The sequence below is a fragment of the Brevibacterium sp. LS14 genome (genome assembly GCF_012027885.1).
GTDB classification, from domain to species: Bacteria; Actinomycetota; Actinomycetes; order Actinomycetales; family Brevibacteriaceae; genus Brevibacterium; species Brevibacterium casei.
Map to the genome: position 1 here is coordinate 140,007 of NZ_SJXG01000049.1, position 18,327 is coordinate 158,333.

Sequence of the window (18,327 nt, forward strand, 5' to 3'; positions counted from 1 at the left end):
TCGGCCGCCTCGGCGAGGGACATCCCGGACACACCGATGGCCCGGAACAGGCGTTCCGGGCCATCCGATGAGGGATCAGGCTGAGGGCTCAGCCTGAGCGGGGACGGAGGTCAGTCCTCGTCCTCGTCGTCCTTCTTCTCCACGACCAGGGTCTCGGTGGTGAGCACCAGGGCCGCGATCGACGCCGCATTGCGCAGAGCCGAACGGGTGACCTTGACCGGGTCGATGATGCCTGCGGAGATGAGGTCGCCGTAGGAGTCGGTGGCGGCGTTGTATCCCTGGCCGGACTCGAGGTCCTGGACCTTGGACACGACGACGTAGCCGTCCTGACCGGCGTTCTCGGCGATCCAGCGCAGCGGCTGGACGATTCCGCGCTTGACGATCTCCACGCCCGTGGCACCGTCGTAGTCGAGGCCGAAGTCCTTGCCGTCGAGGACCTTGGCGGCGTGGATGAGAGCCGAACCGCCGCCGGCGACGACGCCCTCCTCGATGGCAGCACGGGTCGCGGACACAGCGTCTTCGACGCGGTGCTTGCGCTCCTTGAGCTCCACCTCGGTGGCGGCGCCGACCTTGATGACGGCGACACCGCCGGAGAGCTTGGCCAAGCGCTCCTGCAGCTTCTCGCGGTCCCAGTCGGAGTCGGTGTTCTCGATCTCGGAGCGGATCTGGGCCACACGCCCGGCCACAGCGTCATCGGCACCGGCACCATCGACGATGGTGGTGGTGTCCTTGGTGACGGTGATCGTGCGGGCATTGCCGAGCTCGTCCAGGGTGACCTGGTCGAGCTTCATGCCCATGTCCGGGGTGACGACCTGGCCGCCGGTGAGGACGGCGAGGTCCTCGAGGATGGCCTTGCGGCGGTCACCGAATCCGGGAGCCTTGACCGCGCAGACGTTGAGGATGCCGCGCAGCTTGTTGACCACCAGCGTCGACAGTGCCTCGCCCTCGATGTCCTCGGCGATGATGAACAGCGGCTTGCCGGCCTGCTGGACCTTCTCGAGGACAGGCAGGAGCTCCTGGATGTTGGAGATCTTGCCCTGGTTGATGAGGATGAGCGCATCGCCCAGGATGGCTTCCTGACGGTCGGCGTCGGTGACGAAGTGCGGGGACAGGTAGCCCTTGTCGAACTGCATGCCCTCGGTGATCTCCAGCTCCACATCGGAGGCCTGGGACTCGTCGATGGTGATGACGCCGTCCTTGCCGACCTTCTCGAAGGCATCGGCGATGAGTGCGCCGATCTCCTCGGACTGGGCGGACAGACCGGCCACGTGGGCGATCTCCTCGGAGCCGGCGACATCGCGGGAGATGGAGCCGAGCTCGTCGGAGACGGCCTCGACGGCGGTCTCGATGCCGCGCTTGAGGGCACCGGGAGCGGCGCCCGCGGCGACGTTGCGCAGACCCTCGTTGACGAAGGCCTGGGCGAGGACGGTCGCAGTGGTGGTTCCGTCACCGGCGATGTCGTTGGTCTTGGTGGCGACTTCCTTGGCCAGCTGTGCGCCGAGGTTCTCGTAGGGATCGTCGAGCTCGACCTCACGCGCGATGGTCACGCCATCGTTGGTGATCGTGGGTGCGCCCCACTTCTTGTCGAGAACGACGTTGCGGCCGCGGGGTCCGAGCGTCACCTTGACGGTGTCAGCGAGAGTGTTGACACCCTTTTCGAGTGAACGACGGGCCTCGTCGTTGAATTCCAGATTCTTAGGCATTCGTCCTCCTGTCTTGAGAGTCGTTCAGGGGATTCAGCCGATGACGGCGAGCACGTCGCGGGCCGAGAGGACGAGGTACTCCTCGCCGGCGTACTTGACCTCGGTGCCGCCGTACTTCGAGTAGATGACCTTGTCGCCGACAGCGACGTCGACGGGAACGCGGTTGCCGTTGTCAGCAACGCGGCCGGGGCCCACTGCGACGACTTCGCCTTCCTGCGGCTTCTCCTTGGCAGTGTCGGGGATGACCAGACCGCTGGCAGTGGTCTGCTCGGCTTCGACCTGACGGATGACGATCCGATCTTCGAGTGGCTTGATGGAGACCGACATATCGGGCTCTCTCCCTTCGCTGGGTTCGATACTGGTGAAGTCAGACGGCGGCGTGCGCCTGAGGAACCTCTCGTCGTCGCGGGTGCCGAGGAGTTCGACCGTCCGATGAAACTGGCACTCACTGAGTGTCAGTGCTAATGCGACTCTATGACTCCTTTAGCACTCGGTCAACTCGAGTGCCAAGATTTCGCGGGGCTCTCGGGGAAAGCTCAGCCTCGGGGTGCGCGGACCGCCACCTCGGCGGCCCGCACCCCCGCCTCGGCGGCCAGGGCACGCCACCGCAGGGCCACGGCCCGAGCACCGCCACCTCGGCGGGACGCACCCGCCCGTGAATGCGCGAGAGGGACCCCGGACGGATCCGGAGTCCCTCATCGCTCAGCTCATCTCAGCCGTGACCGCGGACGGTCGGCTGGTGCCGGCGCTCGGTCAGCGCCGCAGCGCTGCGCTCAGGCGCAGGCCCACTGTCCCCAGCCGGCCTTGGCCTGGAGCTTCTTCGCACGGTCGAACTGCTCGCGCGGGCTGGCGTCGATCGGGTTGCCCGAACCGCCCACGCTGCGCCACGTGGCGAGCTTGAACTGGAAGAGGCCGAAGTGGGCGTTGTTCTGCTTGTTCACGGCGCGCGGGTTGAAGTTCGACTCGCACTTGGCGACCTGGTACCACTTGGAGCCGGGTCCGCCGAGCATCGCCTTGATCTCCTCGGTCGTCATCGAACCGCCGCCACCGGAGCTCGAGCCGCCGTCGTCGGAGCCTCCGCCGGAGCCGCTTCCGCTGTCATCGGATCCCGAGCCGGAGCCCGAGCCCGAGTCGTTCGAGGAGGGCTTCTCCTTCTTCTTCGTGCCCTCGACGACGACCTTGGCCTTCGGTTCGGAGAGGACCTTCTCGCCCTTCTTCTCCTTCTCGACCTCTTCGCCGTTGACGATCTTGACCTGGTACTCGACTTCCTTCTGCCCGGCCTTGCCCTTCTCCTCGACCTTCGTCTCACCGACGAAGAGGGAGTCCGACTTCTTCTTCTCGACCTTGGGCTCGATGTCCTGCTTCTCCTTGACGGTCTTGTTCTCCACCCGGTTGACGGTGAGGACCTGACCGTCGGTGACGGATGCGCTCATCGGCACGGAGAGGTAGTCGTCCTTGTCGAGCTTGATGTCGGCTTCCTTGAGGGCGGCGCCGGCGGTGTCGACGGGCGCGGTGACCTTGTGGTCCTTACCGTCGGCGACGACGGTGAGCGCCTTCGCGGTGGTGACGTCGATGCTCGTCTCGCCGTCGACCTTGAGCTTGTCGGTGGCTTCGGCGCTGAGCTCGGCATCCTTGGCTTCGACGCCGAGGTCGGCGAGAGCCTGCCCGACGGTGTTCGCGTTCGTCCACTCGTCGGTCTTCTTGCCGTCGACGGTGAGCGCGACGTCCTTGGCGGTGTTGACCGTGACCGTCATATCGTGGTCGATCTTCGTGTTCACACCCGGCTTGACCTCATCGCGCTTCTCGAGCTCGATGTTCTGGCTGTCGAGGATCTCACCGACGGTTCCCCCGAAGGTGCGGATCTCTTCGGCCTTGCCGTTCACCTCGAGGGTGACGGGCTTGTTCATGGTGAGCACGGCACCGGTGCCACCGACGAGTCCGGTGATGACGACCGCCTGTGCGGCGATCTGCACCTTGCGGTTCTTGAGAAAATCAATCACAGAAATATCCCCGAGCAGAGTTGATCAGCTGTTTGCGACTCATCCACTGTAACCGATTCGTTACATCGCTTGCAAAAGATTACGAAACCGTAACAGGAATCTCTCAGACTCCCGGATTTCCGGGGTTCACAGCAGTCGGCATCCGTCCAGGTCAGACGTCATCCACGGCACGACCGACGACCGTGATGTGACGTCCATAACGACCGTGATCTTGGCCCTCACCCTCGCCGAGGCGGGGGCTCAGTCCCAGCTGCCGAGCGCGGTCTCCGCGTTCGCCCACACCGCCTCGGCGAGGTCACCGGCGTCCATCCCCCGCACCTCGGCGAGCATCCTGGCCGTGATCGGGGTGAGGTAGGGGCCGCCGGGCTTGCCGCGGTAGGGATGAGGGGTGAGGAAGGGGGCGTCGGTCTCCGTGAGGAGGAGCTCGAGCGGGGCGCTCGCGGCGGCCCGGCGCAGCTCATCGGCGTTCTTGAACGTGATGTTGCCGGCAAAGGACATGAAGTAGCCGTGCTCGGCGCATTCGCGGGCCATCGCCTCGTCGCCGGAGAAGCAGTGGAAGATCGTCACCTCGGGCGCCCCCTCCTCGCGGAGGATGCGCAGGACGTCGGCATGGGCCTCACGATCGTGGATCTGCAGGGCCCGGCCGGTCCGCTTGGCGATCTCGATATGCGCCCGGAACGACCGCTGCTGCTGCCCGATGCCGTCCTCACCGGTGCGGAAGTAGTCGAGGCCGGTCTCCCCGACCACGCGCATCCGGTCCTCACTCGTCACAAGCGCCTCGATCTCGGTGAGCGCATCGTCGAGGAGGCCGCGCTCTGCCAGCCGCGGGGCCTCGTTCGGGTGGAGCGCCGCTCCCCCGAGCATCCACGTCCGCCCGGTGACAGGCGGTGTCGGCACCCGGGCGGCGACGGCCGGGTCGACGTTCGCCGCGGCGGCCAGGGCCGCATTCCCCTGCCCGGCGTACTGGGAGGCGACGAGCGCGGTCGTCCAGCGGGCAGCGGGCAGGTCGCAGCCGATCTGGACGATCCGGCGCACTCCGGCCGCCTCGGCGGTGTCGAAGAAGAAGTCGAGATCGGGGAACTCCTCGTCCTCGGACGGGGTGACCTCCGGGGAGGGTTCGCCGGCACCGAGCGGCAGGCGCACGCCCGTGCCGATGTCGAGGTGGGTGTGGGTGTCGACGATCGGGTGGGGCAGCGGTTCGGGCACCGGCGGGTACGTTCCGGCAGCGCGCGAGGCCATTACTCCGTCTCCTCCACGAACTTCGGGAACACCGGTTCGGGCTTGGGCAGCGGGGTGCCGGGCACGAGTGGGAAGTCGATGGCCGCGAACGAGCGGGGGTCGACGTCGGCGGCCGACACCCCGCCCTCGGCGGTCTCAGCGGCGGCCGGGGCGATGCCGGCACCGGCGAATCCCGCTCCGGCGGCGACGCCGACGGCGGCACTCGCGGTCACGGTGTCCATCACCTCGGCACCGGTGCCGGTCTCGATCGCGGTGGGCAGGACTTTCGCGCCCGCCTCGGCGGATCCTTCGGCGACGCCGAGGAGGTCGAGGATCCTCCCTGCGGATTCGGGCATGACGGGCTGGATGAGGATCGAGACGATGCGCACGACCTCGATCGTCACCCAGAGGACGGTGGCCATGCGCTCGGGGTCGGTCTTCTTCAGCTTCCAGGGCTCCTGCGCGGAGAAGTAGCGGTTGGCCTCGGTGAGCACCTTCCAGCACGCGTCGACGTAGAGGTGGAGGCTCTGGGTGTCGACGTGCCGGCGGGCGGTCTCGAGGGTGCCGCGGGCGAGGGAGAGCAGGGACTCGTCCGCCTCGGTGAGGTCGCCGGGCTGCGGCACCTGTCCGTCGCAGTTCTTCGCGATCATCGACAGCGAGCGCTGGGCGAGGTTGCCGTACTCGTTGGCGAGGTCGGCGTTCATGCGGGTGATGATCGAGTCCTTCGTGTACGAGCCGTCCTGGCCGTAGGAGAACTCGCGGAAGAGGAAGAAGCGGACGGTGTCGAGACCGAATGCGTCGACGAGGTCGATGGGGTCGACGACGTTGCCGACGGACTTCGACATCTTCTCCCCGGCGTTGAAGAGGAAGCCGTGGGCGTGGACGCGACGGGGCAGCTCGATGCCGGCGGACATGAGGAACGCGGGCCAGTAGACACTGTGGAAGCGGATGATGTCCTTGCCGATGATGTGGACGTCGGCGGGCCACCACTTGGCAAACGCCTCGGAGTCGTCGGGGAAGCCGGCGGCGGTGAGGTAGTTCGTCAGGGCGTCGATCCACACATACATGACGTGCTTGTCGTTGCCGGGCACGGGCACGCCCCAGTCGAAGGTCGTGCGCGATATCGAGAGGTCCTTGAGGCCGGAGGCGACGAACGAGGCGACCTCGTTGCGGCGGGAGTCGGGGCCGAGGAACTCGGGGTGATCGCGGTAGAGCTCGAGGAGGGGCTCCTGGTACTTCGAGAGGCGGAAGAAGTAGGACTCCTCCTCCGTCCAGGTCACCTCGGTGCGGGTCTCCAACGACCGCCGCACGCCGTCGACGACTTCGGTCTCGTCCTCGGTGTAGAACGCCTCGTCGCGCACCGAGTACCAGCCCGAGTACGAGTCGAGGTAGATGTCGCCGGCCTCTTCGAGTCGACGCCAGATCTCCTGCGAGGCGGCGTAGTGGTCGGGGTCGGTGGTCCGGATGAACCGGTCGAAGGTCGAGCCGAGCGCGAGCTGCGTGTCGCGGAAGTTCTTCGCGTTGTCGTCAGCGAGCTGCTTGGGCGTGATCCCCAGCCTGTTCGCCGCCTGAAGCATCTTCAGGCCGTGCTCGTCGGTGCCGGTGGCGAAGAACACGTCGTGGTTGTCGAGGCGCTTGAACCGCGCGATCGTGTCGGCGGCGATGTACTCGTACGCGTGCCCGATGTGGATGGCCCCATTGGGGTAGGCGATGGCTGTTGTCACGTAGTAACCCATAGGCAACTCAGTCTAGATGACGCGCGACGCCCCGCTTGCCGCGGTTCGGCTCGTGGGCGCGGGCGACGTGGGGACGCGCGTGGTGGCGGTGTGCCGGGGCCCGCGCCTCCGAGCCGAAAGCCCTCAACCCGAAGTGAGTCGCATTCTGCCCGATCGGTCGGTTCGACACCCGACCCCACGGGCGGAGAGTGATTCAGCACAGACCCGAGACCCCGAGCCGATCGCACCGACCCGAGCACGGGTCGACTCCCAGCCGCCCGCACTCGAGTCACCGCTTACTCGCGGTGGAGCCAGGCCTCGTAGATCTCGCGCTTGGACAGACCGAAGCGCTTCGCGATCTGCCCGGCCGCCTCCTTCGCCCTCACCCCCGAGGCGACGAGGGTCTCCATCTCGCCGAGGTGGTCCTCCGGAGCCGTCTCCACCTCGGTGGCGCCGGCGAGGACGAGTGTGAGCTCGCCGCGCAGCCCGTCTGCGGCGAGCTCGCGCAGCGTCCCGACGGTTCCGCGCAGTGTCTCCTCGAACGTCTTCGTCAGCTCCCGGCTGATGCTCATCGGGCGGTCGGGACCGATGACGGAGAGCAGGTCGTCCATCGTCTCGGCGATGCGGTGGGGGCTCTCGAAGAAGACCATCGTGCGCTTCTCGCTCGCGAGCTCCTCGAACAGAGCAGTCCGCGCCCCCGACTTGCGAGGGATGAACCCCTCGAAGCTGAAGCGATCACTCGGCAGACCCGAGACCGCAAGCGCCATGAGGACCGCGGACGGCCCGGGGGTCGCGGTGATCGGCAGCCCCGCCTCGGCGCACGCTTTGACCACCCGATACCCGGGGTCGGAGACGGCGGGCATGCCGGCGTCGCTGAGGAGGACGACGGTCTGACCTGCGCGGATGAGGTCGACGATCTCCGGTGCCCGCCCCGCCTCGTTGTGGTCGAAGACGCTGATGACGCGTTTCGTGTGGCTCAGCCCCAGCCGCTGGGACAGCGAGAGGAATCGACGGGTGTCCTCGGCGGCGATGACGTCGGCGGTCTCGATCGCCTGCCGCATCCGCGGTCCCGCATCGCCGAGGTTGCCGATCGGAGTCCCGACGAGGATGAGTCGCCCTCCGGTCGGGTCGAAGTCGGGGGCGTCGCGGTCGCCCGCAGGCCCGTGATCGTCGCTTTCACCCAGCGGACCGAGAGCTGTGTCCGTGTCGTCCGCGTGAGGCGCACCCGAGGTGGGAGAGGGGCTCAACTGTAGGACGTGGTTCCGGCGAAGAGCCCGAAGCCGAGGACGGCGACGAAGAAGAAGATGTAGACGACCCAGAAGAGGATCCACAGTGCGGTGCCGATGTAGCCGACCCAGAGCGCCGCGATCGCCATCCCGTCGCCGCGTTCTCCGCGTTCCCGGATCTGCTTGCGGGCGATGTGTCCCATGACGATGCCGGCGATTCCGGCAAGGAAGATGCTCGAGACGACGCCGAAGATCGAGGCGACGAGCGCGATGATCGAGAGAGTGTTCGTCGGCGGCAGAGCCTGATAGGCGACTCCCGCGCTGCCGTAGCTCGACGCGGGACTGTAATTCGCCGGCTGGTAGCTGTTCGATCCGTAGTTGTCAGTGGCTTGCCCGGACTGGGGCTGCTGGTAGTACATGTCTGGGTTGTTCCAGTTGTTCTGGCTGCTCATGGCTTCTCTCCTCGGGGTCACCACCAACGGTACAGAGACAATCATCTCGGCAAAAGGCGAGCGTGTTGCAATCCTGCATCGTCGTCGCAGTCCACACAGGCGAACACAACACAGTCCACACAGGCGAACACAGCACAGTTCACCGTGACGAACACGGGCGGGAGCGCGCGCCGGTTCCGGTTGACGGCTGACGCACACGTGCACGCCAACCAGATCAGAATGCCGTCCAGGTCGGAGTGCAGACCGGACCAGGGCACCGGCAGCGCCGAAACGCACGTGTCACTGATTCACCGCGGCTCTGTTTCACGGCACCACAGCTCGTCACAAGTCCAGCTCACCACAGGGAGTCACTGGTCCTGGGCGCCGTTCGTCGTCCCGACATCCTCGCCGGTCCGCCCACCGGTTCAGGACGTCATGCGCCAGATCATGAGGTCGTCGACAGCAGCGCGAGAATGCCGACGCCGACGACCGCGGCAACGATGATGGCGAGGAGGCCGAGCCCTATGCTGATGTATCCCATGATGAGGCCTGCCATCGCCTGCCCTCGGCCGTCTTCGCCGGAGCGTTTGATCTGGCCCAGGGAGACGTGGCCGAAGATCACCGCGAGGAATGGGGCGATCCAGAGGAACATGAGGATGAAACTGAAGAACCACCCGATGAACGGGATCATCGACAGCAGTCCGCAGACGAACCCGCCCGCCAATCCGATGATGCCCATCCACATCGCCCAACCGGCGAGGCCGTTCGACTTGCGGTAGACGACCGTCGGCGTTCCGTACGTGCCGTAGGTGACCGGCTGGCTGTAGGACGCCGGCTGAACCGAATACGGCTGCCCGCCCGATGGTCCCACCGAATCGAGGTACTGACCGTAGTCGGTGTACTGCCCACCGCCGTACCCGGCCTGCGACGGGTCGCCATACCCGCTCTGACCGTATCCGGCCTGGCCGGAGCCGTACCCGGCCTGGCCGGAGCCGTATCCGGCCTGGCCGGAGCCGTAGGGCGACGGGGAGGCCCCAGCCCCCGAGCCGAACTGCTGCGATCCCACCTGCGGAGGATCGCTCGGGCGGTAGTCCGGGTTGTTCGACACTCTCATCACCGTCTTCGCTCGTGTGCTGGGGCGCTCGCACCCGTACCGGTGCGATAGCCGTAGTCTCCACCCTAACCGCCCCGGCTCTCCCGCGGTACCGTCAGCCCGGCCACTCCGCTCCGCGTGCACGGAGCCTGCCCGCCCGCAGAGGTCTTGCTCCGCTCCTGGCACTCCTCGGACACGACGCGTCCAAGGCTGGGCGGCTTCCGAGTGTCCGCACCCTAGACTTGGCCGTGATGACAGCACCCGCAGATCCCCCGACGCCGAGGCGACCGACCGATCCCCGATCCGGTTCGACTTCCCCGTCCGCCCCGCACCCGACCGCCGAGGCGACAGCGTCGACCCCGGGCCCCACAACAGCGTCGACCTCGAACTCCACGGCCGCGACGAGCCCGAGCTCCACAAACTCTGCCCCAGCCGCAGCCACCGCCACGAAGGACCGTCAGCCCGCGTCGGGCCGGATCGCCAAGGAGGAGCGGGCCCGCCGCCGCGAGCAGATCCTCGCCGGCGCCGCCGCGCTGCGCCGGAAGTCCTTCACCGCCGGCATGTGGGCGACACGGGCACCGCTGTGGATGTGGCCGGCGCTGATCGTCATCACCGTCATCAGCGGCATCCTGCGCCTCTTCCGGCTCGAATTCCCCGGCCGCCTCATCTTCGACGAGACGTACTACGTCAAAGACTCGTACTCGATGATCACCTACGGATACGAGCGCTCCTGGCCGGAGAACGCCGACGCCTCCTTCAACGCCGGCGACCCGAGCGTCATCGGATCGGCGCCGGCGTACGTCGTCCATCCGCCGCTGGGCAAATGGGTGATCGGACTCGGCATCGATCTCTTCGGCGCCGACGATTCCTTCGGCTGGCGATTCTCCGTCGCCGTCGTCGGCACGCTCACGGTCTTCCTTATGGGGCTTGTCGCCTGGAAGCTCTTCCGCTCCGCGTTCTTCGCGTGTGCGGCGGCGGTCCTCCTCTCGATCGACGGCGAGCATTTCGTCCATTCCCGCACGAGCCTGCTCGACATCGTGCTCATGGCCTTCATCCTCCTCGCCTTCTGGTTCATCCTCCTCGACCGGGAGCAGGTGACGAAACGCCTGGCCCGCTGGGCTGCCGACACCACGGACGGGGTCCCCGTGGCCGCCCGCGGCCGCCGGTCCGCCGATGCCGAGCGCGCGGACCTCATCAACTTCGGCCCCCGCCTCGGCGTGCGTCCCTGGCTCATCGCCGCCGGCATCGCGCTGGGCATGGCGACGGGCGTGAAATGGTCGGGTCTCTACGCGCTCGCGGCCTTCGGCATCCTCGTCGTCGCGTGGGACGTCCACTCGCGCTACCGGGCCGGCGTCGTCCATCCGTGGCTCGGTGCCCTCATCCGCGACAGCATCCCGTCGTTCCTCAAGCTCGTGCCCACGGCGCTCATCACCTATATCGCGACGTGGACCGGGTGGATCCTCTCCGACGACGCATGGAATCGGCAGTGGGCGGCCGAGACCCCCGGCTGGTGGCAGGCCCTGCCCTCGTGGCTCGACTGGCTGCCCTCGCTCGCGCAGTACCACTACACCGCGTACTCCTTCCACGTCGGCCTCGACGCCGAGCACCCCTACATGTCGAACCCGTGGGGCTGGATCGTCCAATGGCGGCCGACCTCGTTCTACTACGAATCGCTCAGCCGCGGCGACCTCGGCTGCGCGGCGGCGAAGTGCTCCTCGGCGATCACCTCGGTGGGCAACCCCGTGATCTGGGGACTCGCCCCTGTCGCGCTCCTCGTCGTCCTCGCCGCGTGGATCGTGCGCCGCGACGTCCGCGCCGGGGTCATCCTCTCCGGACTCGCTGCGACCTGGCTGCCGTGGTTCGCCTACCAGGACCGGACGATCTTCACCTTCTACACGATCGTCATGGTCCCCTTCGTCGTCCTCGCGCTCGTCTACTGCCTCACCCTCCTCTGGGGCCGTCGCACCCCGAACCCGCCCTTCGCCCCGCAGATCCGTACGTCGACCATGCCCGTCCCCTCCCCCGCCGAGGCGGGTCCCTCCACCGAGCCGAGCCCGACGTCCGCCGCCCCTGCCCCCGGTCCCGCCGAGGCGGCCGCCGCCGTCTCCGACGCACCGACCACGCCACCGACCGACGGCCAGCCTGCGCCGCCGACGCACCGCGGGCGCCTGGGCTCGCGCCCCCCGTGGCCGCTGCTCGGCCGCCGACTCGCCGTCGGCGCAGTCCTCGCCGCAGCCGTCCTCGCCTTCGCGTACTTCTGGCCGATCTACACCGGCGAGGTCATCCCCTTCGAGGCATGGAACAACCGGATGTGGAACGTCACCTGGCGCTGATCTGAACCGGACATGACCTCGTCGTCTGTCCGACACCGATCGTTCACCTCCCGGACACGACCCGTCGTTAGCGTCGGGGCATTGTGACTGACGAAGCGATACTGAACCACCCAGCACCCACCTCGGCGAATCCCTCTTCGGATACCGGCCCCGGACCAGGGGTCGTCGCCATCATTCCCGCCCGTGGAGGATCCAAGGGGATCCCGCTGAAGAACCTCCAGAAGGTCGCCGGCGTCTCCCTCCTCGCCCGTGCGATCAACGCGGCGAAGGCCACGCCGAGCATCGACCGGGTCGTCGTCTCGACCGACCATGAGGGCATCGCCGCCGAGGCGGTCCGGGCCGGCGCCGAGGTGTCGCACCGTCCCGCAGAGATCGCCGGGGACACGGCGACGAGCGAATCGGCGATCATCCACACCCTCGGCGACCTCGGTGAGGACTACGGGGTGACGGTCTTCCTCCAGTGCACCTCGCCGTTCATCGACTCGGCGTCGATCGACAACGCCGTGTGCCGAGTCCGCGACGACGAGGACGACGTCGTCTTCTCAGCTGTCGAAGACCACTCGTTCCTCTGGCGCCTCGGCGACGACGGGGAGGCGGTCTCCGTCGGCCATGACAAGGCGTTCCGTCCGCGCCGGCAGGACCGCCCCAAGCACTACAACGAGACCGGAGCGTTCTACGTCATGCGCACCGCGGGACTGCTCGAATCCGGTCACCGCTTCTTCGGCCGGGTCGGCATCGAAGAGGTCCCGCCCGAGCATGCGAGAGAGATCGACGACATGTCCGACCTCACCCTCGTCCGCGCGATCGCCTCGACGCAGGAGACCGCGCAGGTCATCGACGTCGATGCGCTGGTGACCGATTTCGACGGGGTCCACACCGACGACGGTGCCTACGTCGACGAGGACGGCAATGAGCACGTCCGCGTCCACAGGGGCGACGGAATGGGGGTCTCACGCTTGGCGAAAGCAGGTTTCCCTGTCATGATTCTCTCAAAGGAACGCAACCCCGTGGTCACCCGCAGGGCGGAGAAACTTCATATTGGCGTAACCCAGGGTGTCGACAATAAGTCGGAGGTCCTGCAGTCGTGGATCGACGAGCAGGGCCTGGACGCAGCACGCGTGGCCTATGTCGGCAACGACATCAACGACCTCGAAGCCTTCGACGTCGTCGGCTGGCCCATCGCCGTCGCGGACGCCCACCCCAAGGTGCTCGCGGCAGCCCGAGTGGTCCTCGACCGACCGGGCGGGCGGGGTGCGGTCCGGGAGGTCTGCGACCTCATCCCGGTCCGCGCCTGAGGCCGCCGTTCGGCTCGGCGCAGAGCCGAAGCCGCCCGGGCCCCGTCACCCCACCGACAACTTCACACGGAACAGCACCACCCACCCCAGCGCGGAGGCATCGCACCGCGTTCGAAACGAAAGCAGGACTCATGACTGATCACATCGCCCCCGTGGCCATCGGCGACCAGCTCGTCGGCCCGGACCAGCCCGTCTACATGATCGGCGAGATCGGCATCAACCACAACGGCGACGTCGAGATCGCCAAGCAGCTCATGGATGCCGCTGCCACCGCAGGCGCTCAGGCCGTGAAGTTCCAGAAGCGCAACCCCGATGTCGCCGTCCCCGAACACCAGAAGTCGAAGATGCGTCAGACCCCGTGGGGCGAGATGACCTACCTCGACTACAAGTTCCGCGTCGAGTTCGAGAAGGACGAGTACCAGGAGATCGACCGGTACGCGAAGGAACTCGGACTGCAGTGGTTCGCCTCGCCGTGGGACACCGACTCCGTCGACTTCCTCGAGAACGAGTTCGACGCCCTCACCTACAAGGTCGCCTCGGCGTCGCTGACCGACTTCGAGCTGCTGCGTGCGATCGCCGCGACGGGCAAGCCCGTGCTCTGCTCCTCGGGCATGTCCGACTGGGCGACGCTCGACGCCGCCGTCGAGGTCTTCGACAAGGACAGGCTCGTCCTCATGCACGCGACCTCGACCTACCCGCTGCCCCCGGAAGAGGTCAACCTCCGCGCGATCCCGGCGATGGTCGAGCGCTACGGCGTGCCCGTCGGCTACTCCGGCCACGAGCTCGGGCTCGAGATCTCGTTCGCCGCGGTCGCCCTCGGCGCCGTCACCGTCGAACGCCACATCACCCTCGATTCGACGATGTGGGGCTCGGACCAGTCGGCGTCGATGGAGCCGCGCGAATTCTCCTCCCTCGTCAAGGGCGTCCGCGTCCTTGAGAAGGCCATGGGCGACGGCGTCAAGCGCGTCATGCCCGGCGAGGAGTCGAAGATCGAATCTCTGCGCAAGGTCACTGCCTGAGCTGAGGCACTGAGCTGAGGCACCGCACTCACGGAACTGCCCCGAAGCCGCCCGGCTCCGGGGCAATTCTGCGTCCGTCACCGGGTGCGACGCAGGCGCCGCACGCGCCGCCTCAGTCCCTTCGCCGCCTTGGCCATGGCCGAACGCGCCTCGGCCTGTGCCGTCCTTCCGGCCAGCGAGCGCAGGTCGTTCTCGGCACGCTCGGCACGCGCACGCAACCCGTCCCGCTCATGGGCGAGTTCCCTCGTCGCCGCCGTCGCCTCGTCGACGGCCGACTGCGCGGTCTCGAGCGCCGCCTGTGCCATGTCACGTTCGGAAGTGACCCGCTCGAGCGTTGCGCGGTCGGCACCCGCCTCTCGGCGCACCCGGGCCAGCGCCCGCGTCTGTGCGACGCCTGCCTCCTCCGATTCGGCGACCGCCGCGAGGTGGAACTCCTCTGCGCGCACGTGGTCTGCGCTCCGGGTCCGGACCGCTCGCCGCGGTCGACCGGACTCCCCCAGAGCGTCCCCGATGGCCCGATGATTGTCCCGGGTCAGCTCCCAGAACCGCTCCCTCGTCGCCGCGAGGTCCTCCTGCAGGTCGACACCGTAGGAATAGGCGTCCATCACCGCCGCAACGATCCGGTCCGCGAGAACGCGGGCGCGTCGGCCGACGCTGCCGTCGCTCGTGTCCGCACCGCACGCGCCCGTGCCTCGCGCGACGTCAGCGCCCAGCCCTCCCGCCTCGGCGGCCCTTTCCTCGGGACCGCCCGCGACCATTCCTTCGGGTCCGACCGGGACGACGAACTCGGGATGGCCGATGTCGTGGGCGAAGTACCCGAGCTTCGCGTGGAGATCGAGCGAGAGAGGGATCGAACCGACCCCGAAGGGGATCATCTGCGCATGACCCCGGCCGCCGAGGACGTAGGGAACGGAGGAGAAGAGTGTGAACCCTGAGAAGAAGCCGATGTCCGCACCCCACAGGCGGATCTCCTCGACCTCGGGCACCTCCGCGCGGAGACGGCGTGACACCTCGGCGTCGTCAGGATGGAAGGGCACACTGAGGACTCTCCAACCGTCCGCGACGAGCGCGCGGGCGCTGTCGACGACGGCCCGGTGGATCACTTCGGCGTCGTAGCCGGCCGCCTGCTGTCGGCCGTGGACGAGCATCTGGATCGCGATGAGTTTCTCTCGGGGATCCGGTCGGCTCCCCTGCAGCGGTTCGTAGAGCAGACCACCCAGGGTCGTCGGACACGGCTGGAAGTCGATCGGCACCGCTGAGGGACCGAGAAGCGCCGACATCGACGCGATGCTCCCCGAGTTCCGCAGACCGAAGAACACCGACTGCTCACGGACCTGCTCGACGTGGGTGCGGAGAAGATCGTCGAACTCCGGTTGACCGGGGAACCGATTGTCACCCACGGCGTAGACGATGAGGGGAACCTCGATCCCAGCCAGCGTCTCGGCGGAGATCTTCCACTGCCACCCGGAGAGCCGATTGGGATTCGTGTCCTGGAGGAACAGTCCCCCGCCGCCGATGACGACGGCATCGGCGCGGGCGTTGATCCGGTCGACCAGGCCGCCGTCGACCTCCCGCCGCAGGGCCGCCGCCGAGGTGAACGCCGCCTCACCGTCGAAGGCGCGGAAGGCGTCGCGGACGACGGGGAAGAGCGCTTTGTCCCCGTAGTTGCCCCAAGTCGGGATGTCGAAGTGGAAGAGATCCGCCATAGAGCGACTGTAGTGGACCCGACCGAACGGCAGATGAATGCGCCAGGCCGCTGTCTGCCACCGAACCGTCGACCCAGACAACTGGAATGCGAACTTCGGGTGAATAGCACGCACAGTCTGGTTCACCGCTCAGTCACCGCGAGTTACCCGACCCTGTCTACCATCGTCTGAGCACATGCACGCGTCGTGCTCCCCCGCGGCCGTGCTCAGCAGCGAAAGGACCCCATGACCACTCCCCTGACCAGCGTCATCATTGCGGCGAAGAACGCCGAACAGACCATAGGGAGCAGTCTCAAGAGCTTGACCATGCAGGGGTTCGCCCCCGATGAGCTGGAAGTCATCGTCGTCAACGACGGCTCGGAGGACCACACGGCCGACGTCATCGCCGAATACGAGAACAGACTCAACCTGGTGCCCATCGAGAATCCCGCGTCGCTCGGAGTCTCGGCATCCCGCAACCTAGCCCTCGAAGCATCGACGGGTCAGACGATCACCTACCTCGACGGTGACGACTGGTATGCGCCGGGACACCTGCGGAAGATGACTGACGCAATCACCGGGCTGGGTGTCGACTTCGTCAAGATCGACTACGTGCTCGTCGAAGGCACGAAGCGCAGCCTCAGTCAGGCGCCCTGTGCCGTCCGGAACCGCGCGCTCAACCCGCGCGACTACATCATGCCGGCGAACATGCCGACGATGGTCGACTATCCGGCCTGCTGGACGGGCATCTTCACCCGCAGCATGGCCGATCGCGGCCTGCTCACCTTCGACCCCGCGCTGCGGACCTGCGAGGACAGGCCGTGGACCTGGCGGCAGCACCTCGAGTCCGATTCGTTCGCCGTCATCAACTCGGCAGGTCTGTGCTACCGCAAGGGGATGTCGACCTCGCTGACCTCGATCTACGACGAAAGGCAGCTGGACTTCATTCCGGCGTTCCGGACCGTCTTCGCGATGCTGGAGAACGACCCGGAGATCGACGAATTCGAGACCAAAGCGGTGAGGAACTTCCTCTCGATCCTCTACCACCAGCTTGTCAGGCGATCGGACCAGATGACGACCGAGGTCAAGCAGAAGCTCCTCGCCGGGGCCACGACGAACGTGAAGATGATCAAGCCCGAGTTGGTCGAGAGGGTGGTCGAAAGATTCGGCGACGACCGGGTTCCGGTCATCGCCCCGGTACTCAGGAGGGCACAGGCATGACACAGCTCATCCAGATCTCAACGCTGTATCAGCTCGCGAACGTTGCTGCGAACATCGATGCGGGCCACTTCGGGCCAGCTGACGAACGCCGCATCCTGGTCGTCGCCAACAACGCCTACGCGCCCGAGATCACACCCTCGGCGACAGATCTTCTCGGCTCCGCGACCCTGCTCAGCCGCTTCGACTCGGTGGTCGACTGGAACGCGGCCATCTGGCCGAGCCACCCCAAGCAGTTCGGGGTCTCGCCCACTCGCGCACCGATCATGCGTGCGCTGCTCGAGCGGCTGTGGTCGTTGTCGCCCGACGAGGACATCTCACTCGTCGTCGAATCGCTGCCCGGTCATCCTGCACACGCACTCACTCAGGTCTTCGCCGACGCACTCATCTCTGTGCACTCCGATGGCCTCATGAGCTATGGACCCATCCGCAACCCACTCGGACGCCCGCTGTGGCAGCGCCTCGAGAACGCCCACTACACCGATCTGCTGCCGGGGGTCATGCCACGCCAGCTCGCCGAACATGCGCCGAATCGCATTGCCCTGACCGTCGACGAGCTGCGACCGGTCATCGAGGAGATGGCTCGTGAATCCGACGAAGCGCTCGAGGCCTCAGGCCTGTCGGAGCCGATCGACGACAGCGCCCTCGTTCTCGGCCAGTATCTCGCAGAGATCGACCTCATCACCGAAGAGGAGGAGATCCAGCTTCACCTCGACATGCTCGACGAGGTGAAGACACGCGGTGTGAGCACGGTGATCTTCAAGCCGCACCCGACCTCGGCCCGAACGGTCGTCGAACCGCTGAGGCGTCGCGCCGAGTCCCTCGGCCTGCGCTTCGTCCTCGCCGATGTTCCCGTCCTCGCCGAGGTGGTGGCCTCGAGGACGCAGCCCCGTCTCGTCGTCTCGTGCTTCTCGACCGGACTGGTGACCACGCAGGCACTGTTCGGAACCGAGACTGCGGCCGTCGGTACGGAACTGCTCCTCGAGCGCATCGCCCCGTATCAGAACAGCAACCGCATCCCGCTGACGATCGTCGACGCTCTCAACCGCGGCGGCTACTCCCTCACCGACCGTCCGAACGGCCGCGGTCTTCGGGACTTCAACGCCCTCATCGACGCCGTCACCTACTGCATGCAGTCGAACATCATGGCGCATCTGCGGGAGCCGGCGATCAGTTTCCTCACGCGTGCTCTCGGGACCGACGACATGGTCTACTTCAAGCGCAAACGCCTCACCCGACTCGACCTGCCGGGCAGTCTCGAAGCGTCGAGCCGCGGGCGGGTCCTGAGGACGGGGAAGCGCTTTCTGCGCAAGAACGCGAAATCGGCGCTGTCGAAGCTCGACAAGCGCGGAATCAAGATCGACGTCGCCAAACTGACCGGACGCCGCTGA

The 18,327-nt window shown here is 67.0% G+C and carries 14 protein-coding genes; 5 read left to right on the plus strand and 9 right to left on the minus strand.

All coding sequences use genetic code 11. The annotated features are described in order from the left end of the window. Window positions 1-110 precede the first annotated feature (110 nt). The 8 genes from groL to EZE58_RS10110 all read right to left on the minus strand — a co-directional run bounded on the left by groL (window position 111) and on the right by EZE58_RS10110 (window position 9,407). The gene (gene groL, locus EZE58_RS10075) at window positions 111-1,703 is read right to left on the minus strand and encodes a chaperonin GroEL (RefSeq protein WP_009376235.1); all 1,593 of its coding nucleotides are present in this window, start codon (window positions 1,701-1,703) and stop codon (window positions 111-113) included. Window positions 1,704-1,736: 33 nt separating this feature from the next. Beyond that, entirely contained in the window at window positions 1,737-2,030 is a 294-nt protein-coding gene (gene groES / locus EZE58_RS10080) for a co-chaperone GroES (RefSeq protein WP_009376237.1), read from the minus strand. Window positions 2,031-2,476: 446 nt separating this feature from the next. Next, complete coding sequence (locus EZE58_RS10085) at window positions 2,477-3,703, minus strand: resuscitation-promoting factor (protein ID WP_167560447.1); 1,227 nt, start codon at window positions 3,701-3,703, stop codon at window positions 2,477-2,479. 240 nt (window positions 3,704-3,943) lie between these two features. Continuing rightward, a complete protein-coding gene (locus EZE58_RS10090; RefSeq protein WP_063249388.1) occupies window positions 3,944-4,942 on the minus strand; it encodes a TatD family hydrolase in 999 nt (332 codons plus the stop codon). Beyond that, window positions 4,942-6,657, minus strand: coding sequence for a methionine--tRNA ligase (gene metG, locus EZE58_RS10095; protein WP_167560449.1), 1,716 nt, complete (start codon window positions 6,655-6,657; stop codon window positions 4,942-4,944). The genes EZE58_RS10090 and metG overlap by 1 nt, the downstream gene beginning before the upstream one ends. A gap of 275 nt (window positions 6,658-6,932) precedes the next feature. Continuing rightward, the gene (rsmI, locus tag EZE58_RS10100) at window positions 6,933-7,745 is read right to left on the minus strand and encodes a 16S rRNA (cytidine(1402)-2'-O)-methyltransferase (protein ID WP_040341277.1); all 813 of its coding nucleotides are present in this window, start codon (window positions 7,743-7,745) and stop codon (window positions 6,933-6,935) included. Window positions 7,746-7,879: 134 nt separating this feature from the next. Beyond that, the gene (locus EZE58_RS10105) at window positions 7,880-8,314 is read right to left on the minus strand and encodes a DUF4190 domain-containing protein (RefSeq protein WP_167560451.1); all 435 of its coding nucleotides are present in this window, start codon (window positions 8,312-8,314) and stop codon (window positions 7,880-7,882) included. A gap of 424 nt (window positions 8,315-8,738) precedes the next feature. Further along, on the minus strand, window positions 8,739-9,407 hold the full coding sequence (locus EZE58_RS10110) for a DUF4190 domain-containing protein (RefSeq protein ID WP_205772206.1): 669 nt from the start codon (window positions 9,405-9,407) through the stop codon (window positions 8,739-8,741). Between the two features lie 230 nt (window positions 9,408-9,637). Here EZE58_RS10110 and EZE58_RS10115 point away from each other — a divergent pair, with 230 nt between their 5' ends. The 3 genes from EZE58_RS10115 (at window position 9,638) to EZE58_RS10125 (ending at window position 14,033) form a co-directional block, all read left to right on the plus strand. After that, complete coding sequence (locus EZE58_RS10115) at window positions 9,638-11,719, plus strand: phospholipid carrier-dependent glycosyltransferase (RefSeq protein ID WP_009376251.1); 2,082 nt, start codon at window positions 9,638-9,640, stop codon at window positions 11,717-11,719. A gap of 83 nt (window positions 11,720-11,802) precedes the next feature. Beyond that, the gene (locus EZE58_RS10120) at window positions 11,803-13,014 is read left to right on the plus strand and encodes an acylneuraminate cytidylyltransferase (protein ID WP_009376252.1); all 1,212 of its coding nucleotides are present in this window, start codon (window positions 11,803-11,805) and stop codon (window positions 13,012-13,014) included. A gap of 131 nt (window positions 13,015-13,145) precedes the next feature. Beyond that, on the plus strand, window positions 13,146-14,033 hold the full coding sequence (locus tag EZE58_RS10125; protein ID WP_009376254.1) for an N-acetylneuraminate synthase family protein: 888 nt from the start codon (window positions 13,146-13,148) through the stop codon (window positions 14,031-14,033). Window positions 14,034-14,110: 77 nt separating this feature from the next. On the opposite strand, the gene EZE58_RS10130 is transcribed toward EZE58_RS10125, so the two are convergent. After that, the gene (locus EZE58_RS10130) at window positions 14,111-15,739 is read right to left on the minus strand and encodes a polysaccharide pyruvyl transferase family protein (RefSeq protein WP_009376255.1); all 1,629 of its coding nucleotides are present in this window, start codon (window positions 15,737-15,739) and stop codon (window positions 14,111-14,113) included. Between the two features lie 225 nt (window positions 15,740-15,964). On the opposite strand from EZE58_RS10130, the gene EZE58_RS10135 reads away from it, so the two are divergent. Together EZE58_RS10135 and EZE58_RS10140 are read left to right on the plus strand one after the other, a co-directional pair. Next, window positions 15,965-16,939, plus strand: a complete 975-nt coding sequence (locus EZE58_RS10135) for a glycosyltransferase family 2 protein (RefSeq protein WP_009376256.1) — start codon at window positions 15,965-15,967, stop codon at window positions 16,937-16,939. Further along, window positions 16,936-18,327 (plus strand): polysialyltransferase family glycosyltransferase, encoded by a 1,392-nt coding sequence (locus EZE58_RS10140; protein ID WP_009376257.1) that lies wholly within the window; start codon window positions 16,936-16,938, stop codon window positions 18,325-18,327. The genes EZE58_RS10135 and EZE58_RS10140 overlap by 4 nt, the downstream gene beginning before the upstream one ends.